The 19,368-nt window shown below is 40.1% G+C and carries 23 protein-coding genes; 2 read left to right on the plus strand and 21 right to left on the minus strand.

The features are described 5' to 3' along the window. Positions 1–65 precede the first annotated feature (65 nt). Positions 66–716: a glycoside hydrolase domain-containing protein gene (locus CEF19_RS07050; protein ID WP_100405440.1), complete on the plus strand. Its 651-nt coding sequence runs from the start codon at positions 66–68 to the stop codon at positions 714–716. 56 nt (positions 717–772) lie between these two features. Here the strand turns inward: CEF19_RS07050 and hpf are convergent, their stop codons facing one another. The 5 genes from hpf to cspD form a co-directional block, all read right to left on the minus strand. Continuing rightward, the gene (gene hpf / locus CEF19_RS07055) at positions 773–1,324 is read right to left on the minus strand and encodes a ribosome hibernation-promoting factor, HPF/YfiA family (RefSeq protein ID WP_100405441.1); all 552 of its coding nucleotides are present in this window, start codon (positions 1,322–1,324) and stop codon (positions 773–775) included. Between the two features lie 120 nt (positions 1,325–1,444). Beyond that, entirely contained in the window at positions 1,445–2,440 is a 996-nt protein-coding gene (locus CEF19_RS07060) for a 5-oxoprolinase subunit C family protein (protein ID WP_227521937.1), read from the minus strand. After that, a complete protein-coding gene (locus tag CEF19_RS07065) occupies positions 2,427–3,197 on the minus strand; it encodes a LamB/YcsF family protein (protein ID WP_100405443.1) in 771 nt (256 codons plus the stop codon). Before CEF19_RS07065 ends, CEF19_RS07060 begins: the two co-directional genes overlap by 14 nt. Next, positions 3,194–3,895 carry a 5-oxoprolinase subunit PxpB gene (pxpB, locus tag CEF19_RS07070; protein ID WP_100405444.1) on the minus strand — a complete coding sequence of 234 codons (702 nt, stop codon included), beginning with the start codon at positions 3,893–3,895 and terminating at the stop codon, positions 3,194–3,196. Before pxpB ends, CEF19_RS07065 begins: the two co-directional genes overlap by 4 nt. A 181-nt stretch (positions 3,896–4,076) precedes the next feature. Continuing rightward, the gene (gene cspD, locus CEF19_RS07075) at positions 4,077–4,274 is read right to left on the minus strand and encodes a cold-shock protein CspD (RefSeq protein ID WP_100405445.1); all 198 of its coding nucleotides are present in this window, start codon (positions 4,272–4,274) and stop codon (positions 4,077–4,079) included. A gap of 809 nt (positions 4,275–5,083) precedes the next feature. Here cspD and CEF19_RS07080 point away from each other — a divergent pair. Next, complete coding sequence (locus CEF19_RS07080; protein ID WP_100405446.1) at positions 5,084–6,052, plus strand: DUF6612 family protein; 969 nt, start codon at positions 5,084–5,086, stop codon at positions 6,050–6,052. A gap of 113 nt (positions 6,053–6,165) precedes the next feature. Here the strand turns inward: CEF19_RS07080 and CEF19_RS07085 are convergent, their stop codons facing one another. The 16 genes from CEF19_RS07085 to CEF19_RS07160 all read right to left on the minus strand — a co-directional run bounded on the left by CEF19_RS07085 (position 6,166) and on the right by CEF19_RS07160 (position 19,326). Then, entirely contained in the window at positions 6,166–6,528 is a 363-nt protein-coding gene (locus tag CEF19_RS07085; RefSeq protein WP_100405447.1) for a flagellar protein FliT, read from the minus strand. Continuing rightward, entirely contained in the window at positions 6,528–6,929 is a 402-nt protein-coding gene (fliS, locus tag CEF19_RS07090) for a flagellar export chaperone FliS (protein WP_100405448.1), read from the minus strand. The genes CEF19_RS07085 and fliS overlap by 1 nt, the downstream gene beginning before the upstream one ends. Positions 6,930–6,965: 36 nt before the next feature. Then, a complete protein-coding gene (gene fliD / locus CEF19_RS07095) occupies positions 6,966–8,984 on the minus strand; it encodes a flagellar filament capping protein FliD (RefSeq protein WP_100405449.1) in 2,019 nt (672 codons plus the stop codon). Positions 8,985–9,100: 116 nt separating this feature from the next. Next, positions 9,101–9,478: a flagellar protein FlaG gene (locus tag CEF19_RS07100; RefSeq protein ID WP_100405450.1), complete on the minus strand. Its 378-nt coding sequence runs from the start codon at positions 9,476–9,478 to the stop codon at positions 9,101–9,103. Between the two features lie 56 nt (positions 9,479–9,534). Continuing rightward, the gene (locus CEF19_RS07105; RefSeq protein WP_100405451.1) at positions 9,535–9,903 is read right to left on the minus strand and encodes a DUF8042 domain-containing protein; all 369 of its coding nucleotides are present in this window, start codon (positions 9,901–9,903) and stop codon (positions 9,535–9,537) included. Positions 9,904–10,075: 172 nt separating this feature from the next. After that, positions 10,076–10,276 carry a YjfB family protein gene (locus CEF19_RS07110; RefSeq protein ID WP_100405452.1) on the minus strand — a complete coding sequence of 67 codons (201 nt, stop codon included), beginning with the start codon at positions 10,274–10,276 and terminating at the stop codon, positions 10,076–10,078. Positions 10,277–10,293: 17 nt separating this feature from the next. Beyond that, positions 10,294–10,533 carry a hypothetical protein gene (locus tag CEF19_RS07115; protein WP_100405453.1) on the minus strand — a complete coding sequence of 80 codons (240 nt, stop codon included), beginning with the start codon at positions 10,531–10,533 and terminating at the stop codon, positions 10,294–10,296. 726 nt (positions 10,534–11,259) lie between these two features. After that, the gene (locus CEF19_RS24095) at positions 11,260–13,143 is read right to left on the minus strand and encodes a flagellin N-terminal helical domain-containing protein (RefSeq protein WP_100405454.1); all 1,884 of its coding nucleotides are present in this window, start codon (positions 13,141–13,143) and stop codon (positions 11,260–11,262) included. Positions 13,144–13,487: 344 nt separating this feature from the next. After that, the gene (csrA, locus tag CEF19_RS07125) at positions 13,488–13,727 is read right to left on the minus strand and encodes a carbon storage regulator CsrA (RefSeq protein ID WP_100405455.1); all 240 of its coding nucleotides are present in this window, start codon (positions 13,725–13,727) and stop codon (positions 13,488–13,490) included. Next, the gene (fliW, locus tag CEF19_RS07130) at positions 13,728–14,180 is read right to left on the minus strand and encodes a flagellar assembly protein FliW (RefSeq protein ID WP_100405456.1); all 453 of its coding nucleotides are present in this window, start codon (positions 14,178–14,180) and stop codon (positions 13,728–13,730) included. It abuts the gene before it with no gap. Between the two features lie 257 nt (positions 14,181–14,437). Further along, on the minus strand, positions 14,438–15,016 hold the full coding sequence (locus CEF19_RS07135; RefSeq protein WP_100405457.1) for a DUF6470 family protein: 579 nt from the start codon (positions 15,014–15,016) through the stop codon (positions 14,438–14,440). Between the two features lie 62 nt (positions 15,017–15,078). Beyond that, positions 15,079–16,254, minus strand: a complete 1,176-nt coding sequence (flgL, locus tag CEF19_RS07140; RefSeq protein ID WP_100405458.1) for a flagellar hook-associated protein FlgL — start codon at positions 16,252–16,254, stop codon at positions 15,079–15,081. 17 nt (positions 16,255–16,271) lie between these two features. Next, positions 16,272–17,966 (minus strand): flagellar hook-associated protein FlgK, encoded by a 1,695-nt coding sequence (gene flgK / locus CEF19_RS07145; protein ID WP_100405459.1) that lies wholly within the window; start codon positions 17,964–17,966, stop codon positions 16,272–16,274. 22 nt (positions 17,967–17,988) lie between these two features. After that, positions 17,989–18,486, minus strand: a complete 498-nt coding sequence (locus tag CEF19_RS07150) for a flagellar protein FlgN (protein ID WP_100405460.1) — start codon at positions 18,484–18,486, stop codon at positions 17,989–17,991. A 26-nt stretch (positions 18,487–18,512) separates the two neighbouring features. Beyond that, the gene (gene flgM, locus CEF19_RS07155; RefSeq protein ID WP_100405461.1) at positions 18,513–18,773 is read right to left on the minus strand and encodes a flagellar biosynthesis anti-sigma factor FlgM; all 261 of its coding nucleotides are present in this window, start codon (positions 18,771–18,773) and stop codon (positions 18,513–18,515) included. 112 nt (positions 18,774–18,885) lie between these two features. Beyond that, the gene (locus tag CEF19_RS07160) at positions 18,886–19,326 is read right to left on the minus strand and encodes a TIGR03826 family flagellar region protein (RefSeq protein ID WP_100405462.1); all 441 of its coding nucleotides are present in this window, start codon (positions 19,324–19,326) and stop codon (positions 18,886–18,888) included. Between the last annotated feature and the right edge of the window lie 42 nt (positions 19,327–19,368).

The following is a 19,368-nucleotide window of genomic DNA, read 5'->3' on the forward strand; positions in this document are numbered from 1 at the left end:
TTCCTGTTTGCCACGCTCCAAATCAATCATCTTTGCATAGAGTAGGCTCGAGGGGAGGATTTATCATGAAAATAATAAACTGGGGCGTCGATTCCGCTGCGGCCGTTACCGAGACTTTATACAAACGTGTCATTGATAACTATGGACAGCCTGACTTCTGGGGACGCTATTTGAACGATATCCCAAACGTTAGTGATGGCTTAACAACAGACGAAGTCAGGTTCATCCGAAATAAAGGAATGAAGATACTTCCAATTTACAATAACTTCAGTGCCGCACTTGGCGCAAGATCCGGTACAGTGGCTGCACGTAATGCAATTTTTCAAGCAAGACGACTTACAATTGGGGAAGGAAGCTTTATTTTTGCAAATGTTGAAAACTTTTTTGAAGTGGATGCGGATTGGATTGTTGCCTGGGTCGAGGCATTTTACAACAGTCCTTTCCGTCCTGGATTTTACGGCGACCCAGTTGAAGGAACATTTAATGCCGCCTACTGCCAAGCCGTCACACAAAGCCCCCTTGTTTCCGAGCAAAGTGTCATTTGCAGTGCTGAACCAGAGCGAGGCGTTTCACCGAAACGCCGCATTCCTCGCTATAACCCGAGTCGACCGGATTGCACTTCCAATGTCTGGGCGTGGCAGTACGGCCGCGATTCAGATGTCTGCCCAATCGACTCTGTCTTAATGGAGAAAAAGTTGTATGAAACACTCAGCTAAAGGAGCTGAGACGAAAATGGAGTGTAACCAATTGGTTACACTCCCTAACTTTCGGTTTAAGCTTCCGGCTCAATTAAGCCATAACGCCCATCTTTACGACGGTACACAACATTCGTGTCGCCACCCACTGCATTTGAGAACACGAAGAAACTATGTCCTAACATGTCCATTTGCAAAATCGCTTCCTCAGCATCCATCGGCTTAAGGTTAAAACGTTTTGTACGAACCACTTCTAATTCATCTGAGCTAACCCCTTCTTCTTCAATCGGTTCTAACTCATTTTTAAACATATATTTCAAACTGCCTTCTTGACGGAACTTACGATTCACTTTTGTTTTGTGTTTACGAATTTGTCGTTCAAGCTTCTCAACAACATTATCAACGGCAGCATACATATCGCCATGGACTTCTTCACCACGTAATAAGAGTTGAGACATTGGGATCGTAATCTCAATGATATGTTGGCTATTTAACACTTGCATTCTCACATTGACATCGGCAACCGGAGTTGTGTCAAAGTAACGTTCAAGCTTTCCAACTTTTTTCTCAATATACTCTCGTAAAGCTGGAGTTACTTCAATGTTTTCACCACGGATATTATAATTCATAGAGAACTCCTCCTTTTCTATGTAATACTATTCTCTATACCCGATTGTAAATCCTTCTTAAACATTTAGTAAATTCAAATTTTTTTTGTCGAGAGAAGCCATTCCTTGTCATATCAGGCTTTAATCAGACAAATTTTTTATTTTAATATGGCCAAATGTCGAGTCGATTGACAATCTCATCCACCTCAACCAATTATAATGCCCGGAAGCCATCTTTTGGGCTGTTTCAATATCAATCTCCTTAAACCTGACCTCTTGCCCTGGTTTTAACTGGCCTAGCTTCTGAAGATCCACATCAATAACATGAGCAATTCTTGGATATCCTCCTGTGGTTTGCCGATCAGCTAGGAGAATAATTGGTTGACCATTTTTCGGTACCTGAATCGTTCCGAATGTTACCGCATCTGATAAAATATCAGCCTTATCCGCATGCTCAATTTCAGCACCAGTTAATCTGCAGCCCATCCGGTCACTCGCATTGGTTAGCTTATAATATGTTGATAAAAAATGGTTTATCCCTTCTTTTGTAAACATTTCCTTGTCTGGACCAAGCAGCACCCGAAGTGACACAACTTTTTCTTTGTAACTCGGTACGAATGACGCAGCCAATCTGTGCCCTAACCACGCCCCACTTATTTTTCCTGCACAAAGAGAATCTCCCTTTTGTAGGGCACGCCCGTTAAACCCACCAAGTTTTCCTTTAAGATAAGTCGATCGACTACCAAGAATCTTCGGAACATCAATCCCGCCACGAACCGCAATATAAGCACGAACTCCGTCAACTGGCTTACCAAATGAAAGCTGCTCCCCTTTGCGCATCCGAAATGATGCCCAAAGCGGAACACGCCTCCCCTGTATCGTAGCAGACAAATCAGCACCACAAATACTTATAAATTGGTCTCTCTCTGCAAGTAAAGTCGGACCAACCATCGTCGCCTCTAAAACAGCCGCATCGTCTGAATTGCCAACGAGCAAATTACTGATCCGGTACGCGAAAGGATCCATCACTCCCGAGGCCACAACTCCTGCATGCAGATAGCCTCTTCTTCCAGCGTCCTGAACCGTTGTAAGTAGTCCAGCCTTAACGACCTTAAAGCAGGCCTCACTCATGGCCATCACCAATCGCCTTCAATTGAACTTTTTCAGATAACAATCGTTCACGCAAAACTTTTACAAAAGTCAGCGCGCGCTCCTCATCACCATGAACACAAATGGTATCTGCCTTTAATGAAAGAATCGTTCCATCGACAGCGCGAACTTTCCCTTCCTTTACCATCAGTAATACCTGTTGCATCGCTTCCTCCGGGTCAGAAATTAGTGCATTCGGACACGTCCTTGACGTAAGCGTGCCATCAGCTTGATACGTCCGATCAGCAAACACCTCATTGGCGACCCTCAAGCCAAACCGTTCTCCTGCTGAAACAAGCTCACTACCAGCCAATCCATACAAAATAAGATTTTGATCAATGTCTGAAACAGCCTTCGCAATTGCATCCCCTATCCCTCGGTCTTTAGCGGCGGCATTATACAACGCCCCGTGCGGCTTAACATGGTTGATTTTCGTTCCGTGCGCAACACAAATGCCGTGCAACGCGCCAATTTGATAAAGGACTGAATGATAAATATCATCTAGACTCGTTTGCATATACCTTCGCCCAAACCCCTGCAGGTCAGCAAACCCTGGATGTGCCCCAATTGCAACACCATTTTCTAAAGCGATCTTGACTGTTTTTGCCATCACATTATGATCGCCAGCATGATAGCCACATGCGATATTAGCAGAGGTAATATTGCCAAAAACAAGTTCATCCTCGCCGATTTTATAGGCACCAAAGCTTTCCCCAACATCACAATTTAAATCAATCCGCATCATGCGTACCCTCCTCCCGCTTTATACCCTTTTACTTTGATTTCCTCATAAACTCGTTTTGAAATCGGAACAAACTTAACGATATCGCCCATTTGAAACAGTGTCGGATCTTTTCGATACGGGTCATAAAGAGAAAGAGGCGTTCTCCCAATGATTTGCCAGCCACCAGGCGTTTCAATTGAATAAATTCCCGTTTGCTCTCCAGCAATCCCAACCGAACCGGCTGGTGTTACTGCACGAGGCGAAGCAAGTCTTGGAGTGGCAAGCCTTGGATGCAGTCCCCCTAAATAAGGAAAGCCAGGAGAAAACCCTAGCATATACACGATGTATTCCCCTTCACTATGAAGGGCAATGACTTCGTCTGGTTTCAGCCCATTATGATGGGCAACCGTTTCAAGGTCAGGACCTAAGTCGTCTCCATAACAGGTTGGAACCTCGACGATCCTTGGCGGTGGAAGCTCTTCTCCTTCCACTTTTTTCATGATTTTTTGCAATTTTTCTTTCATTTCTTCGTATGTACATAATGATAGATCATAATAAATAGTCACGGCCGTATAACTCGGCACCCATTCAATGATTGCGGGTACTTGTCTTCGTTCAAGCGTTAAACAAAACTGCCGAATGTCTTGATGCGTCCGAAACTCGACGTCCTGACCGAATTGCACACGAATCGCCTGATCGCCTAGTGGTTGAAATCGCATCAAATCCCCCCGTCCTTACTCTACTCATAGAATTTTGTATTCAAAGTTGTTCTATTCTTAAATTATATAGGAAACAAATAAAGCGCTCAATTAAGTCTATACACATTAAAAAACCCACCTCTATAGCGAGATGGGTTTGGATGGTTTTAGCTATCATTCATTTCCTACCCAGGAATGTGAATTAAAGCTTAACTACGTTCGCAGCTTGTGGACCACGAGCACCTTCAACGATTTCAAATTCAACTTCTTGACCTTCGTCTAGAGACTTGAATCCATCAGAATTGATAGCTGAGAAATGAACGAATACGTCATCCCCATCTTCGCGCTCAATAAATCCAAAACCTTTTTCTGCGTTAAACCATTTTACTTTTCCTTGCATGCTTTCACATTCCCTTCGTAACTTAATTCATAAATCTATGTGGATGATTATTTCCACACTTTAACTATATCAGCGCTTTTTAGCAATGTCAAACGCTTTCTACCGCGTGATTCTGTCATTAAATGTAGCTTTTTAGCGAATTAGCATAACTCATTGGTAACGCTTACTTTAGCACTAAATTATTCATGACTTTTCACTCGATATGATATTCATTATTCATTCTTCTCCACCCATTCCCTCTTTATACAAAAAGTAAATTGGTAATAAAAACCTACGCGGATTTTATTAAAACACCGACGTTTTGACTGAAAATTTGTAGATTTCAAACAGGCTGGGAGAAAATGCAAACGACTCAAGTTAAATAAATTGGTTAAAATTGTAAAAATAATCTTTAGCTTTATATTTCTAGTTGTTTTTCTACCCAAGTGCCCATTACAATGGTATTAACTTCCAGGAGTTAATTTCACTCAAGATGATATACATAGATACATCCACTATCTCCTCATTTGCAACAGAACCGACAAAAGTCCTTCCCCGTCGGCTTTGTTGCTTCCTCGTGATGGCTACCTCTCCTCTTAGAGGATGGTTTATCTTCGCTATCACATATAAAACGCATCCCGACCTTTTACCTAGTAATAGTAAAGGTTGGTATGCGTTTATTCTAACATGGAAGTCTTTTTCCTCTTTGATCTCTTCCTTAGCTTTGGTAAAATAGGAACATCGTAACGAGCAGAACCGTCATAAGTGACAGCCGGGCAAACATGTGCACGGCTCATTATGATGGCCAGCTCCATTTGAGGGGGAACATCATGCGTAAAAAGTGGTTACTAGCCCCAGCGGCTACACTTCTTCTACTTTATGCCTGCAATAACACTGAAACACCAGCTATAGTTGAACCGATTGAACCAATTGTAAATGAGGCACCTGAGGAAGAACCAAAAGAAATTGAAGAGGAACCCATCCTTTCTACACACGACATTATAAACAAATCAATCGAAGCATTAGAAGGCATTCAAAGCTTTGCAACGGACATTCATATACAACAAACCACAGATCGCCCTGAAGTCGAGGAGCCATTTATCCAAGAAATTAAGAAATCAATGAATACAAGGAAAGAACCGTTTAGCTTTTACCAAAAAACAAACATGAGCCTACCCGAAATGGGCGACATCGAGGCAGAGATTTACCATACCCCTGATGGCACCTACATCAAAGACAGCATGGAAAACATTTGGGTCAAATACCCCGATGACTTTTCTAACGACATACTGGCCCTTCAAGCCATGGAAATCCAACCCGGGGATCACGTCTCTCCTCTATTAAAAGAAACAGAGAACTTAGAGCATACAGAAACGGAAGAACACTATCTCATTAAAGTCAAAAAGACTAGTGACGAAGCCGAGCCGTTTGCCGACCAACTGTACAACGTCATTGGTAAGCAGCTAACAACCGACATGGGTGAAGTCCTCTCAATAATGGAAGTAAAATCCGTCGATTACCACATCTATATCAACAAAGAAACCTTTTTATATGAAAAGATGGAGGTCACGCTCCATTACGAAATGGGAATGGATGCCGGAGATGCAAAAACAGTCACCCAGCAATCCTCTTTTATATTTAGTGAATTTGACGAATTTGAAACCATCGACGTACCAGCACATATCCTTGATACCGCGGAAGAATTCAATCTAAACTTCGACGACTTTGAGCCTATGGAGTTTGAGGAGTTCCCTGAGGAGGAGTTTGAGGTTGAGGGGAAAGAAGAAGTGGTGGAGTAAGTAACTTTGGAAAGATGAATTGAAAAGCGTACGATGGGTTGATTTCCATCCTGCGCTTTTTCGCCTTCTTCTATTAAAAAGAAAAAGCCAATCTTTGGATTGGCTTTCCTTATTTAGACACCACGTTTGTCGAAGAAGACGCCATCTGTGGTTGGACCCTCGTAGGGGTTTTCGTATTTGCGTCCGGTATTCTTCTTTTCTTTAAGTTGCGTAAGGTTCGCACGTATTTCTTGGTGAATTTGCTCCAACCGTTTGTTCAACACTTGATTAAGCTTCACAATTTCTTGTCCAAGTTTTTTCTCCCCATCATTTAAATCATCGACGTTAACTTGTTCAATTAAGCCTTCGCGCTTTTCAATATCGGCATTAAGCTTTTCGATAAAGGCATCTCGTTCATCATCTTCCTTTGGAAACGGCTGACCCGCAAACTCATTCAACGCCTTTGTCTCAAAGTAAAGCTCTTTGACGACTGACATTAGGCTTTACCGCCAGCCCCATGACGTTGCTGACGGTCAATTTGGATGATTTCCTTCCACGTATCGCGGAATTCTATAACAAGTTCCTCCGCCTCTTCAAGCATTTTACGCTCATTTTGAACATTCGCATCAATTAAGCGACTAAGAATAAAATCATACATACGCAACATATTCATTCCAAGCTCAGTGTCAGCCTTTAAGGTAACCATCAGTTCGCGAATAATATTTTGCGCTTTGGTAATGTTTACATTACGTTTTTCAATATCATTCTCATCGATTGCTAGTTTTGCTTGTTTGATAAATTTCAGACAGCCATTGTAGAGCATTAACGTTAACTCTCCTGGTGATGCCGTGTTCATTGCATTTTGCTTATATGCTGTTTGCATATGTGTTACAGCCATTTATGTCATCCTTCCTTTTCCAGCAATTTTATAAGATTATTGTTGTTGTCCACCATTTAACATATTAAATAACGAGTCAGCTTGCGTATTGGCGTTTTGCATCGCTTTCTCCATCGCCGTAAATTGCTTCCAGTAGCGGTCTTCAACCTGCTGTAAGCGACGCTCAAAGTTTGAAATCCGGTCCTCAATTGAGTTAAGATTTCGTCCTAGAGTAAATTGCTGATTTTGAACTTTCCCCTTTAATCCACCCGCACGTTCAGCGACAGAGGTAATAGCCGTATCAAGCGTCTCACGCATGCGACGAGCAATTCCTTTATCATTAAAATTGGCCCCGTCTGCTACAAACAATTGATGAACACCCTCAGGATCTTTTTCAATCGCTGCTCGAAGCTTATCTTCATCTAGCTCCAACTTCCCACGCTCCATAAAATCTCTAGAAGTCGTAATTCCAATTGATGAAAGTTGCTTGAACACTGTATCAAGCTGTCCATTCACAGGGCTATAAACATCAAGACGCATTTGGTCAAATGGGCTTCGAAGAGTTGCATCATTTCGAAGCAAACCACTGCGCGCCTTTTCTTCCCACTTTTCAACTTCCTTATCAGAAAGAGCTTCTCGCTCATCATCTGTTAACGGTTTATAAGTTCGGTAACGCTCTTCTTTCAATTTACCATTTACAAAACCAAGCAATTCATTGTACTCATCAACGAATTTTTTAATTGTATCAAAGGTTTTATCGGTGTCTGTTGAGGCGCTTAAGGTGACCTCACCAGTGAAATTTGCTTCCTTCAAGGAAATCGTCATGCCTGATATGGTAAATGTGTTTGAGGTCCGTTCGGTTTCTAATCCATTTAGCGTAAACTTGGCATTTTCACCACCTGTTTCATTCGCATCAGAGATTTTTAGCACGTTGCTAAAAAAACCACCCTCAAACTTCATTTCATAACCACCATCCACAGTAACATCCGCATTATGATTTCCCGTTTCTGTTCTTGTGACGCTAATTTTATCTTTAAATTCATCGTAAAAGCCACTAACTCCAACCGTAGAACGGCTTAATTCGGTGAATACATCATTTAATGTTTGATTAGCTGTAAAAACGAAGCTATCTTTTTGTGCACTATTTTCATTGTAGGTTGTTACGACTTCTTTAATATAACGATGCTTTGAATCAAAATTCACTTTAACTTGATTTTGATCGTTCAAAAATTCAATATCTCCCGTAGCTACGTCTACATAGACGTTATCTGGTGTCAATTTAGTACGATCCGTGACAATATCTTCTTGCAGATAGGTTTTCGAGTCACCTGTAATAGCAACTTTGGAAATATCTATAGTTCCTGTTGTCTGAAAGGTCTTTGAAGGACCTGTAAAACTTTCAACTTCTGCTTCTGTCATAAAGACGGTGGAAATGGTTGTCCCATTTGCAGGCGGAGTTTTAAATGTTAAAGTTCCATCAGTTTGATTCAGATAAACATTATCGTCTGTTAATTCTGTATTTTCAGCTGTCACGATGTCATACATTTTGCCGTTCATTTTTACAATCATATCGTGCGGAGCAATTATATTCGTTTCTCCAAGACTAATTGGTTCTGTTGAAGAGACACTAATATTCTTTTTGCTAACAATGCCATCCTGCCATTGAATTTGTTCACCAAATGATTGAGATCCTAACGCTTCTGCTGGTTTTATTTTTGCTTCGAGTGAAGTTGAAATGGGAGCTGTACTACTATTTGCAGCGGCACTAGCTAATTGAGTTACATTTTTAATTCGCATCGAGAGATTTCCTGTCGTCGAAAGCGCGGTTGCTGTAACCTTACTATCATCCGTACTCGTCACTTTTTTCGAAAGCATATTCGAAGCACGCATGACCGAATCAAAGATATTATTTCGAAACGTGTTTAATTTATTATTAATTTCACGATAACCTTCCATTTTCCATTGTATTGTTTGCCGTTCCTGTTTCATTTTATCAACCGGAATGCGACGAGCTTTCATCATATCTCCAACAATTTGTTCAATATCCATTCCTGAAGCAAGTCCTGATATTCTCATATTCCAAAAAACCTCCCGTACTAGATATACTATTACTTATATCGACTAAAACTGAGAAATGTTGAGAATCCTTTCAACAAAAATGAAAGAGATGTTGAAATTCTCAACATCTCTTTTTAGATTCTTTTATCAACAATCAGCCCTGCATGCTTAAGCATGGATGCGACCATATCAAGAAACTCTTCTGAAGGTATCTCCTTCACAACCTCTTCTGTTTCAGGATTGACTAGCTGAACGAAATATCTGTGCAAATCTTCATGTAAATTAAATTTTAATGAAGTAAAACTAGATTCTAATAAGTTGTTCATGTTGTCGATTTGTTCACCTAGCAATTTACTAGATTGAGGACTTTTACGTTGCTCTATTAATTCTTTAACACTTTCTTCAATAAGTTCACTCGATGTTGTTGTTTGCACTTTCGCGTCTTCATCTTGGATTCTTGACTTAGAATGGTTAGATATCAAAGATGGTGTTGACGAAACTTTAATCTCCATAAAACGCACCTCCACTTTTTGGCGAAACTGGTCGTATCATCAAAACTGCCTTTATCCTAAGAAATCAAATATTGATTAAATGCTTGTTCAAGCTGTTTTCTAACTTTTTGAACCATTGGTAGCACTGTAAATTGAATGATTTCTTTTACTTTCCCATACTGTTTTTGTTCAAAAGATACAACAATCTGTTCAAAATTTTCTTTTAAGGTTTGCATACTCGATGAAATACTCTCCGTCTCTACACTAGTAACTAAAGGAGAAAGAGATTTTTCAACAGATACATAAGCTACTAATACATCTTCAAACAAAAGGATTGATTGTTCATACTTCCCCTCATTAAGTTGAAAGCGGATATGATCAATTCCCTCTTCGATTGTTGCCATTAACTCCGTTGACTGCTTCATTACTTCTACATAACGTTCCACATTGCTCACTCATTTCATAAGACTTTTTTCTTATATCGTCATTTTTTAACATTTTGTTTAGAGCGATAAGAAAATACTTACTAAGTAAAAGAAGCAACTGAAAATTGTTTTTGATTATTATTATTTTCACCTAAAAAAAGAGCAACCTTCAAGGCTACTCCCTAATACTTCTCTACAATTTCAAATCGATGCTACCACCTAAATGTGGATGTTGTGCTTGTTGGATAGCAGCTGCGTCCGCAGTACCCATTAACGTCTGTAGCGCCTCGCCTTGTTGTTCTGCATTTCCCATTGCTTTCCTCATTACTGACATCGAAGCTTGCTGCTGGACTTGACCGTGGCTAAGTGCCATTGAAAGTAGTGCTATATCCATATAAACACCTCCTTTTATTAATGAATCATAGACTGCAACTGTCTTTCGAGCGATTGGACTTCATCTTTTAATTCTTTTAATTGACTGTTCAACTTATTAGTTTCTAAAACTGAAGGCTCATGTTCAAGCGCATATTCAGCTATTCTTTTCATTTCATGCAGTTTCTCATCTATCTCTTCTAATATACGATCTTGTTCCCTAGTCCATTGAAGCTGTTCTTCAAGGAATCTTTTCTGTTCTTGTTGGTCTTTATCCATTTTATAACCACCTAGTTAACTGCTTCATTATAATTAATCTTAACAGAGCAAACTCTATAAAACTAGTATGGTATTTAAATCTCCTTCTCTTTTACATAATCTAACAATCTTCAGGTGTTGAAAGTTGATATCCAAGTAATTGAAGTACTGATTGACACCTACCCCACTTCTTTTTTTAGCTACAATCCAATTATAGAATAAAATGTGAGTGGTTGTTGTTTTTTGATAAAAAAAATCTTCGGAAAAAGTGACAAAAACGAATCATAAATTGACCTGTTCATTAGCTAAAGTAGTTTCAGTAATGTCAAATTATTGCTATTTCTCTACTAACCCTTCTTAGAAGATCAAAGAAATTCAAAAAAACAAGAACCTACATGGATTCTTGTTCATCTGGCTAATTTGGGAAAACTTTAGTATTTTCAATTTGGGCTTTCGGGGCACAGGCACAATCCATTAATTTTTAAAATACATTTAGTTTAGATCCATTAGGACAAATTGAATTGTTACTTACATTACTTCCCCGCTTATTTGCATCATAGTTTATTTCAGCACCACATTCACACTGTCAATGATAACTAGCACCATCTGCTCTAATATCAACTTCAATGTAAATTGTTTTACTATAACAACAAGGGCATGGTCTTTTCATTGATATCACCTTCTCTATTTATGTCTAAAAAGGAGACCCTAGCATAGCTAGAGTCTCCCTTAAACCAAATATAAATCTTATCCAAGTAATTGTAGTACTGATTGTGGCTTTTGGTTAGCCTGTGCAAGCATTGCTTGAGAAGCTTGGGAAAGGATGTTTGTACGAGTCATTTCCATTACTTCTTTCGCCATATCTACGTCACGGATACGAGATTCAGCTGCTTGTAAGTTTTCAGATGATGTTCCTAAGTTAGAGATTGTGTGCTCTAAACGGTTTTGGTTTGCACCAAGCTTAGAACGTTCTGAAGAAACTGATTCAATTGCGTTATTAATAACGGTAATTGCTTTCGCCGCATTTTCATGAGTCGACACATCTAATGCACGTTCAACACCAGCAGAGTTTGTACCATCAGTTACATCTTCAGAATCAGTTAAATTAACTGTTTCCTCAATACCATCACGATTAATGAATGTTAGCGTATTAGAGTCTTTACTACTAATTCCTAGAGCCTCAGAACGCATATCAGAAATACTTAAATTTAATGCTTGATTCTGGTTTGCACCAATTTGGAAATTAAGAGAGTTATCTTCACCGCTTTCCTCAACTGTTTGCTCAACATTAAATGTATGAGATCCAGATGCTAAGATAGCACTACTATCTAATTGGATACCATCAAATCCAGTGAATTCTGATACAGAATCGGTTGATATGCCATCGTAACTACTTGTAAGTGTTTGAGCAGCTCCACCATTAAGGCTTCCTTGAACTGTATAAGTGTCTTCTGCAATATCCATTGTAATAACATTATCATTACTAGTTGCTGCACCTGTTATCTCAAATTTCACACCATGGTTATCATAAGTTCCTGTAGCTGCACCTAGAGTATCATCTACAACTAAATTATTATCTTTATCATAGATTTTAACAGAAACATCTGTTGATGTAGTTCCTATCTCAACTCGTCCACCAGCATATTGCGAAATTTCGTTTTGGTTGTCATCAGTTAAAGTTACAGCACCATTAAACACTGCGTCCTGTGCTGTACCAGCTGTATATCCAGCAGATTCAGTCCCTATTACATCAGCACCTATAGTTGTATCAAAAGTTAGAGTTTGTCCATCTGTTAAGCTTCCAACATCTTCAATTTTAAAGGAAACTCCATGTGCATTAAATTCTTCTCCAACGTTATAAACATCGCTTGTAGTTCCTCCTGCGTTGGCAACTGTAAAGCTATTTGATGCAGCGTCAAATGTCATAGTCCATGTTTCTGCAGCTGTTGTATTGTCTGCAGTGATTTGGTTATTTGCAAATACTACACCTGCATTTGCTCCTGTACCACCCAAGTCATTGGCAGTTGGAGTTAATGATTGTACATCTCTAGTATTTCTGTCTACAGTAATATCAAGAGTATGCTCACCTTCTGCTAACGCATTAGCACCATCTAAAAGTTTTACATCTATACCTGTTCCAGCAACACTAGCTTCTGTATCAGATCCGCCAACAAAATTCATACCAACTACTTCTGATGTAAACGTATTTGCTTTTTCACCATTAATTAATTTTTGAGTATTGAACTCAGTGGTATTACCAATACGATTGATTTCAGAAGTTAGTTGATTCATTTCCTTTTGGATTTCTTTACGATCTACATCTACGTTTGTATCGTTCGCTGATTGTGTTGCGAGCTCACGCATACGTTGTAGAATATTTTGTGTTTCTTGAAGCGCACCCTCAGCAGTTTGAATCATAGATATACCATCTTGAGAGTTACGGCTCGCTTGGTCTAAACCACGAACTTGCGCACGCATCTTTTCAGAGATTGCTAGACCTGCTGCATCGTCCCCTGCTTTGTTAATACGAAGTCCTGAAGAAAGCTTCTCCATTGCGTTTGCATTGTTCTTTTGGTTAGCGCCCATCTGACGATACGTGTTTAAAGCTGGAATATTGTTATTGATAATCATAATAAATTTCCTCCTTGAATTAGATCCCGTCCACATCCTTGTGGTTAGGTCGATATACTCAGTCAATTACTCCTTTATGTCGGCCGCCATAAAAGAGCGCTTTGACTTACATTCATTATATCGTCTTATTTTTCGGAAGTTTAATAGTTTTGATTAATTTTTTATAATAAATTTTAATATACTTTTTCATACAATTCTTGATAGGAAATAATACACATGCAAAAAAGACTGAAATTGAATAATCCCCTCACATAAACAACTCTTTTAAGTGAGGAGATTTACTTTATAACTACTTAAGTTCGGGATTTTCAGAGTGCTGGATTATGTTTTTTGAATAAGAAGCTTCATGATTTTTCTTTCCCCGTCGCTTTGAAAAATCCTTTCAATGACTCAAAAGAAATCGTCTTAGCTGCTTCATTATTCTCTTCTTGAATCGCTAAATAAATTTCCTTGCGATGAATCTCAACATGTCGTGGTGCATTAATGCCTAGTTTAACTTGGTCACCTTCAATAGAGAGGACTGTGATTTCAATGTCATCACCGATTTGTATCGCTTCTTTTACTTTACGAGAGAGGACTAACATCTATTTCTCCTCCTTAGCAGCTGCAGGTTGCTTATCAAAAATCCAATGCTTCGTCTTATAGCTACTATCGCTCATCAAAAGTTGCTTTCCTTTTTGCTTCAGGGCATTAATAATAACTGGAGCTTGGAGATTTGCTGTTGTTTCGTTGAAAGGGTCTCGAACGGTTAGCATCACAAAGGTCGCAACTTCTTCTTCTTTCTCTATTGCTAACTGTTCAATTGTTGAATCCGGGAGTTTCACTTGATATTCTGGAACAAACTGAAATGGATTGACGACGATAAATGCAACTTCGACTGTTTTAATCGATTGCAGTACAAAAAAAGGCGTTTCCGCGTCGAACGGAAGTAAGACATAGTGAGTTTCCTCCTCAAATGCGGGTATTCCTTTTTCAAACTTAATCACTTGTTCTTCGCTAATCTTTAGCATTCCTGTATATTTCGTTTCTATCTTCATATACGATTTCACCTTTCTGACATGTCCGTCCTATTTTCTATTATTGTAGCATAAGCTTCATTTAATTCTACATATACAAAAAACCGCAAATCTGCGGTTTTATTTTAAAGAAGTTTGGTCACATAGCATATTAAAAAAATAGCAATAGCTTAGTTCCCTACATGTCTTACGTTGAGAAACTCACTGTTTCATAAGACTATCAAAAGATGTAGCAACTATCATTGCGCCCTGAACCGTTCAAAACGGAAAAGTCACTCTTATAACCCTTGATTCACAGCCATCCCCACAGCCTGAAACGAAATACTATTCTTCTGTCGTACATACGTCTCCGTCTGCCATTTCGGTATTTGAATATCTGGATCACGTCTATTCACTGTAATCTCAGGTTGTTTGGTAGGAGCATGAACCTTCACTTCAGCTGGCTGATAATCAAACTTCACATGAAACGCAGACTTTGGCATCGAACCGAGAACTACTTGTTTCATCGGCTTTTCGCTATTCGCTTTTGCAATTTGAGCAAATGCGCCAAAGCCATTTTCAATTTTCTTCATCATCTCGCCTTGCTGCGAGCGCTTTGCAATATGCTGCGCAACATGGCTTTCCGACTTTGCCCAGAATTCATTTGCCATTCGTAATGGTGATTTTAAATTCGCATCAGCAAAGGCTTCGGTTTGGTCAATATAGAGCTTTGATGCCGTTGTGCTAATCTCAATGCTTGAATGCTGTTGACGAATTTGCAAATCAGCTTGATGCTGCCGAATTTGCGGACCCGGCCGCTGTGAACGCAGACCTATATACGCATCATTTGATTGAATATCAAGATGTGGCACTTGCACAGCGAACCCTCCCTCAAAAAGATGTCCTAACTTCAGTTTTTATCTACTGTGGTTCAGAAAAATTATCTCAGAAAATCCATCAACGTCGGTTGCATAATTCGAGCTCCCGATGCCAATGCGGCACGGTGAACACTTTCTTGTATCGTCAAGTCGATTATGACCTTTTCCATATCCACATCTTCGTTGTCAGACATGATTCGTTTCGCGTTAACATCCTGTTGCATTAACCGGTTTTCAATCATTTCAACACGGTTGACCCTTGCTCCAAGCTCGGCGCGTTCCGCTACAAATTGGTCGATATGACCATAGAAATCATCGATATAAGACGTTAGTTCTTTACCCGTGATTTCCGGGTTTTCAAGTGCACGTTCAAGTCGAATGATATCTCCGAATAATGCGTTACTAAATACACTAGCCGGATTGACGTTTACTGGGATTGAGACCCCTTTTAACAGTTCAATTTCGACGGTTTGCGTATTTGCTGACACCGCATCACGGTCTGAAACAATCACATCATCTGTACGAACCGATTTTGTTACTGGCGCTGATTCGTTTGGATTCTTATTTTTCTCAGAGAACGTCACAGAGTCATTTGTTATTTTAAGCTGAACTGCTTCTTCATCAAAATTGGCGTCACCAAACGCCGGAACGGTTTGACGAACATCCTGAAATGTTAATGTACCAGCCCCGTCATCGTTCACTACACGGAAGGTTTTCCCTGCATAGGTCACATCCATGCTATCAAGGTTCGCTCCCGCTTCAAACAGAGCAGTGATTCCTTTGTCCATCTTTTCCATATCGATAATTGGCGGGTTTGTGGTATCTGTTCCGTTGAAGATGAATTTGGTACTGTTTTTCGTATTTGCTAATGACTGTAAATGCTCACGAAGCTGCTTTACTTCTTTGGCAACATTGGCACGCTGTGTTCCTTCGTACGTATCATTGGATGCTTGTGTTGCAAGTTCTCGGATTCGAGCGAGAGAATCCGTTGCTTCCCCTAGTGTACTATCCGCTGTATCCATCCAGTTATATACTTCGCGAAGGTTTCGTTGAAATTGCTCGACCTCGGTTACTTGAGAACGATAGCGCATCCCTTTCATCGCCACGACCGGATCTTGAGAGGCTCGAACAATTTTCTTTCCTGTTGATAACTGATCTTGAACTACGCTAAGACGGTTGTAGCCCTGACTAATATGACGAAGTGTACTTGTTGAGAGCATCATTTGTGTTACACGCATTATCCTTCACCTATCCTTTACCGGCCGACGAGACCCATACCGTTAATAATCTTATCGAGCATTTCATCTACCATCGTTATATTTCTTGCTGCTGCATTATACGCATGCTGGAATTGAATCATCATCGTCATTTCTTCATCTAAGGAAACATTACTCACTGACTGACGACGTGTATCGACACTATAACGAAGGGCATCAGAGCTATCCATCATTCTTGCAGCTTCCTGTGTATCAACCGCCATTTGACCGATTACCCCTTGATAGAAGCTCGTAACCGTTGAAGAGGCACCGCCGAAGTTGAGCAACGTATCCTTTACATCAGCTAAACGCTTTGCATTCGATCCGTCCCCAGAAAATGCTTTGGCTTTACCATTAAAACTTGCTGGGTCTGCTAGAAGCGAGCGGATATTATCATAATCAGCTTGTGTTTTGTTCGAGTTTGCCATTAACGTTTCGTAGTCACTTCTTGCCTGTGCCGTTAATGCATCCTTATTCACACCAGCTGCTGTAATATTATCCAAGTTTGCTAGAATCGCATCATCAAGTTTGAGATTTTTTGCAGCATTAGTCATATCAAAGTTATCTTTGAAGAAGTCACTGCCAAGATTCGTCACACCTGTTAAATTAGGCAGGGTAAATCCAATTTTATGAATATTATTAATTTCTGTTGCAAATTGGAAGGCCATCTCATTTATAGAAGCAAGCATGTCAGGGTAGGTTCCCTTTACAGCCGACGTCGCATCTGCAGGGTCCACATGATATCCGAAAGCTTCAACCATCCCTTTTAATTCTCCGCGTGAAAAAGAGGAGAACCCCATCTCAGCTGGCGGATCTAAGTCCGCTCCATCCTTATCTTTCACATGAAGCTGTTGAACTGCATCCCCACTAGCGTTATACTCAACTTCTATTTTCCGTACCGCTTCCGCATCGGTTCCATTTACTAAGGTAATCATCGAGCCATCAGGGGCACGCATTGAAAGCGTTACGGCTCCCTCGGCTGCAGCATTTGGCATGCCTGGGCTTTTTTCTCGTTGCACTTGGATATCAATAATCGATGAGATTTGGTCAAGAAGTTTATCCTGCTGATCATATAAATCATTCGTCACATAGCCATGTGGCTCCGTTTCACGAATTTGTTTATTCACATTGTTTAACTGGTCAATCATCGAATTTAATCCAGTAACGGTCACATCTATTTCATTTTTGTAATCTGTGCGAATTGTCGAAAGCGAGTCATGTAGATAGTTAAATGTCTCTGCTACTGCAAGTCCACGTTGTCTTACAACGGATCTTGCCCCAGCATCCTCAGGATCGACAGATAAATCCTGCAATGACGTCCAGAAGCGGTCAATTTGTGAGGAAAGCCCACTTGTTGATGGCTCATCAAGGATATCCTCCATCTTTTCAAGGGCAACCGTTCTTGATTCCCAATACCCCGTTTTATTATTTTCATTGCGGTATTGAACGTCAAGAAACTGCTCACGGACACGTTGAACGGACCCAGCCTTTACCCCTGTTCCTATTTGACCAGGCATACTCGGTGCATTTCGCGCTGCAGCGGGATAAGCCTCTGTTGGCTGAAAATTGACACGCTGTCTAGTGTATCCCGGTGTATTTGCATTTGAGATATTATTACCTGTTGTATGTAGCGCATACTGCTGGGTCGTCATCCCCCGTCGTGCCGTTTCAAGTCCATGAAATGTTGAAGTCATCTAAAATCCTCCGTTTCTCTTCTTACGCCCTTGAATCAAAGGTTGAATGTTTATAATCCGTTGCTTGATCTTCGCGCTCATGTGGTCGTGTATAGCTAATATCCTCTGCACTTGGCATTAACAAATCGAGGGAAAGGTTCACAAACCGTAATGATTCTTCTACTAATGATTGATTTCGTTCATTTTGACGTTTGAGAATCGTCACTTCCTGAACTAAAGCCTTTTGGAGCTTTGCTAAGGTGGATTGCTCATCCTCATTTAATAGTGGCAACATCGCACCAATCGTTACGTCCTCTGTTACCTTTCCCTGTTCGTTGAAAAACGTTAGAACCTGCTTTTCACGGATAAGCTCAGTTATTCGCAGTTTACTGACTAGCTTTGACTCTTCGCGAACAAGTGTCTCGAGGGCAGACATATCTCCTTTTTTAATAAAATCCATTTTCTTTATAGCCGCTTCGTTTAATTGTTGATGTACGCGTATTAGTTCAGCTAAAGATTGAATAATTTGCTTAGCAGACATGACTACCCCCTCCTCTCACTTGTTTTCTACTTATTCCAATAATCATAGAACTTACTGGCAATCGCTTGAGGAGTGACCTTATAGTCCCCCGACTCAATTTGCTTTTTTAAGTCTTCTACTTTTTCAAGGCGTGTTTTTTCGATTCGATTTCCCTGCTGCATTTCAAGGGCCTTACTTGAGATTTCAAGCTTATCCCGTTTTGTGTTGGTTTCCGCTAGTTTTTCTGACTTTTCAACCTGCTTCCGGTATTGATTTTGCTGGACGGATTGATATGGATTAATCTTCATCTTCTCACCCTTTCATATACTGTCGTATTTAGTTTATAGCTAATCTTCTACATTTACAAAAAAACGCACCGATATATACTCCTTATATCGGCACGTTTTCGGATGATGTTAACTATTTTTTAAAACGATCATTAAGAGAATGGTACGCCGTGAATTTTTCTTTCGCTTCGGCTTTACGTTTTTCTTCTTTTTGTGATTCAAATTGACTTTCGCGGTCAAGCTTTTCCAGTCCACCTGTAATATTCCCCTTACACGTGGCACAAATTCTGCCTTCTTGAATCAGTTCTCCACATGACTCACATGGATAGCCAAGCCCAGGAAAGCTCTTCGCAAGTAGGCGACCTTCTCGGACAAATTGATGAATCTGCTCTAGTGGCACTTCCGTTTTTTCATGAAGTTCTCGAATGGAGGCCATTCGATTTTGTTTTTTACGCATGAATGTGGAGACCTTTTCGTAATTTTTTTCTTGTTCTGTAAAACAGCTATTACATATGGGCCGAAGTGCCTTAACAAATAGCGTTCCACACTTAGGGCAATTTGCTACATCCTTCATTGCTATCTCCCCTCTCTCTTTTATTATCATTATATCGATTTT

The sequence above is a fragment of the Bacillus solitudinis genome (genome assembly GCF_002797395.1).
Taxonomy (GTDB): Bacteria; Bacillota; Bacilli; order Bacillales; family Bacillaceae_D; genus Halalkalibacter_A; species Halalkalibacter_A solitudinis.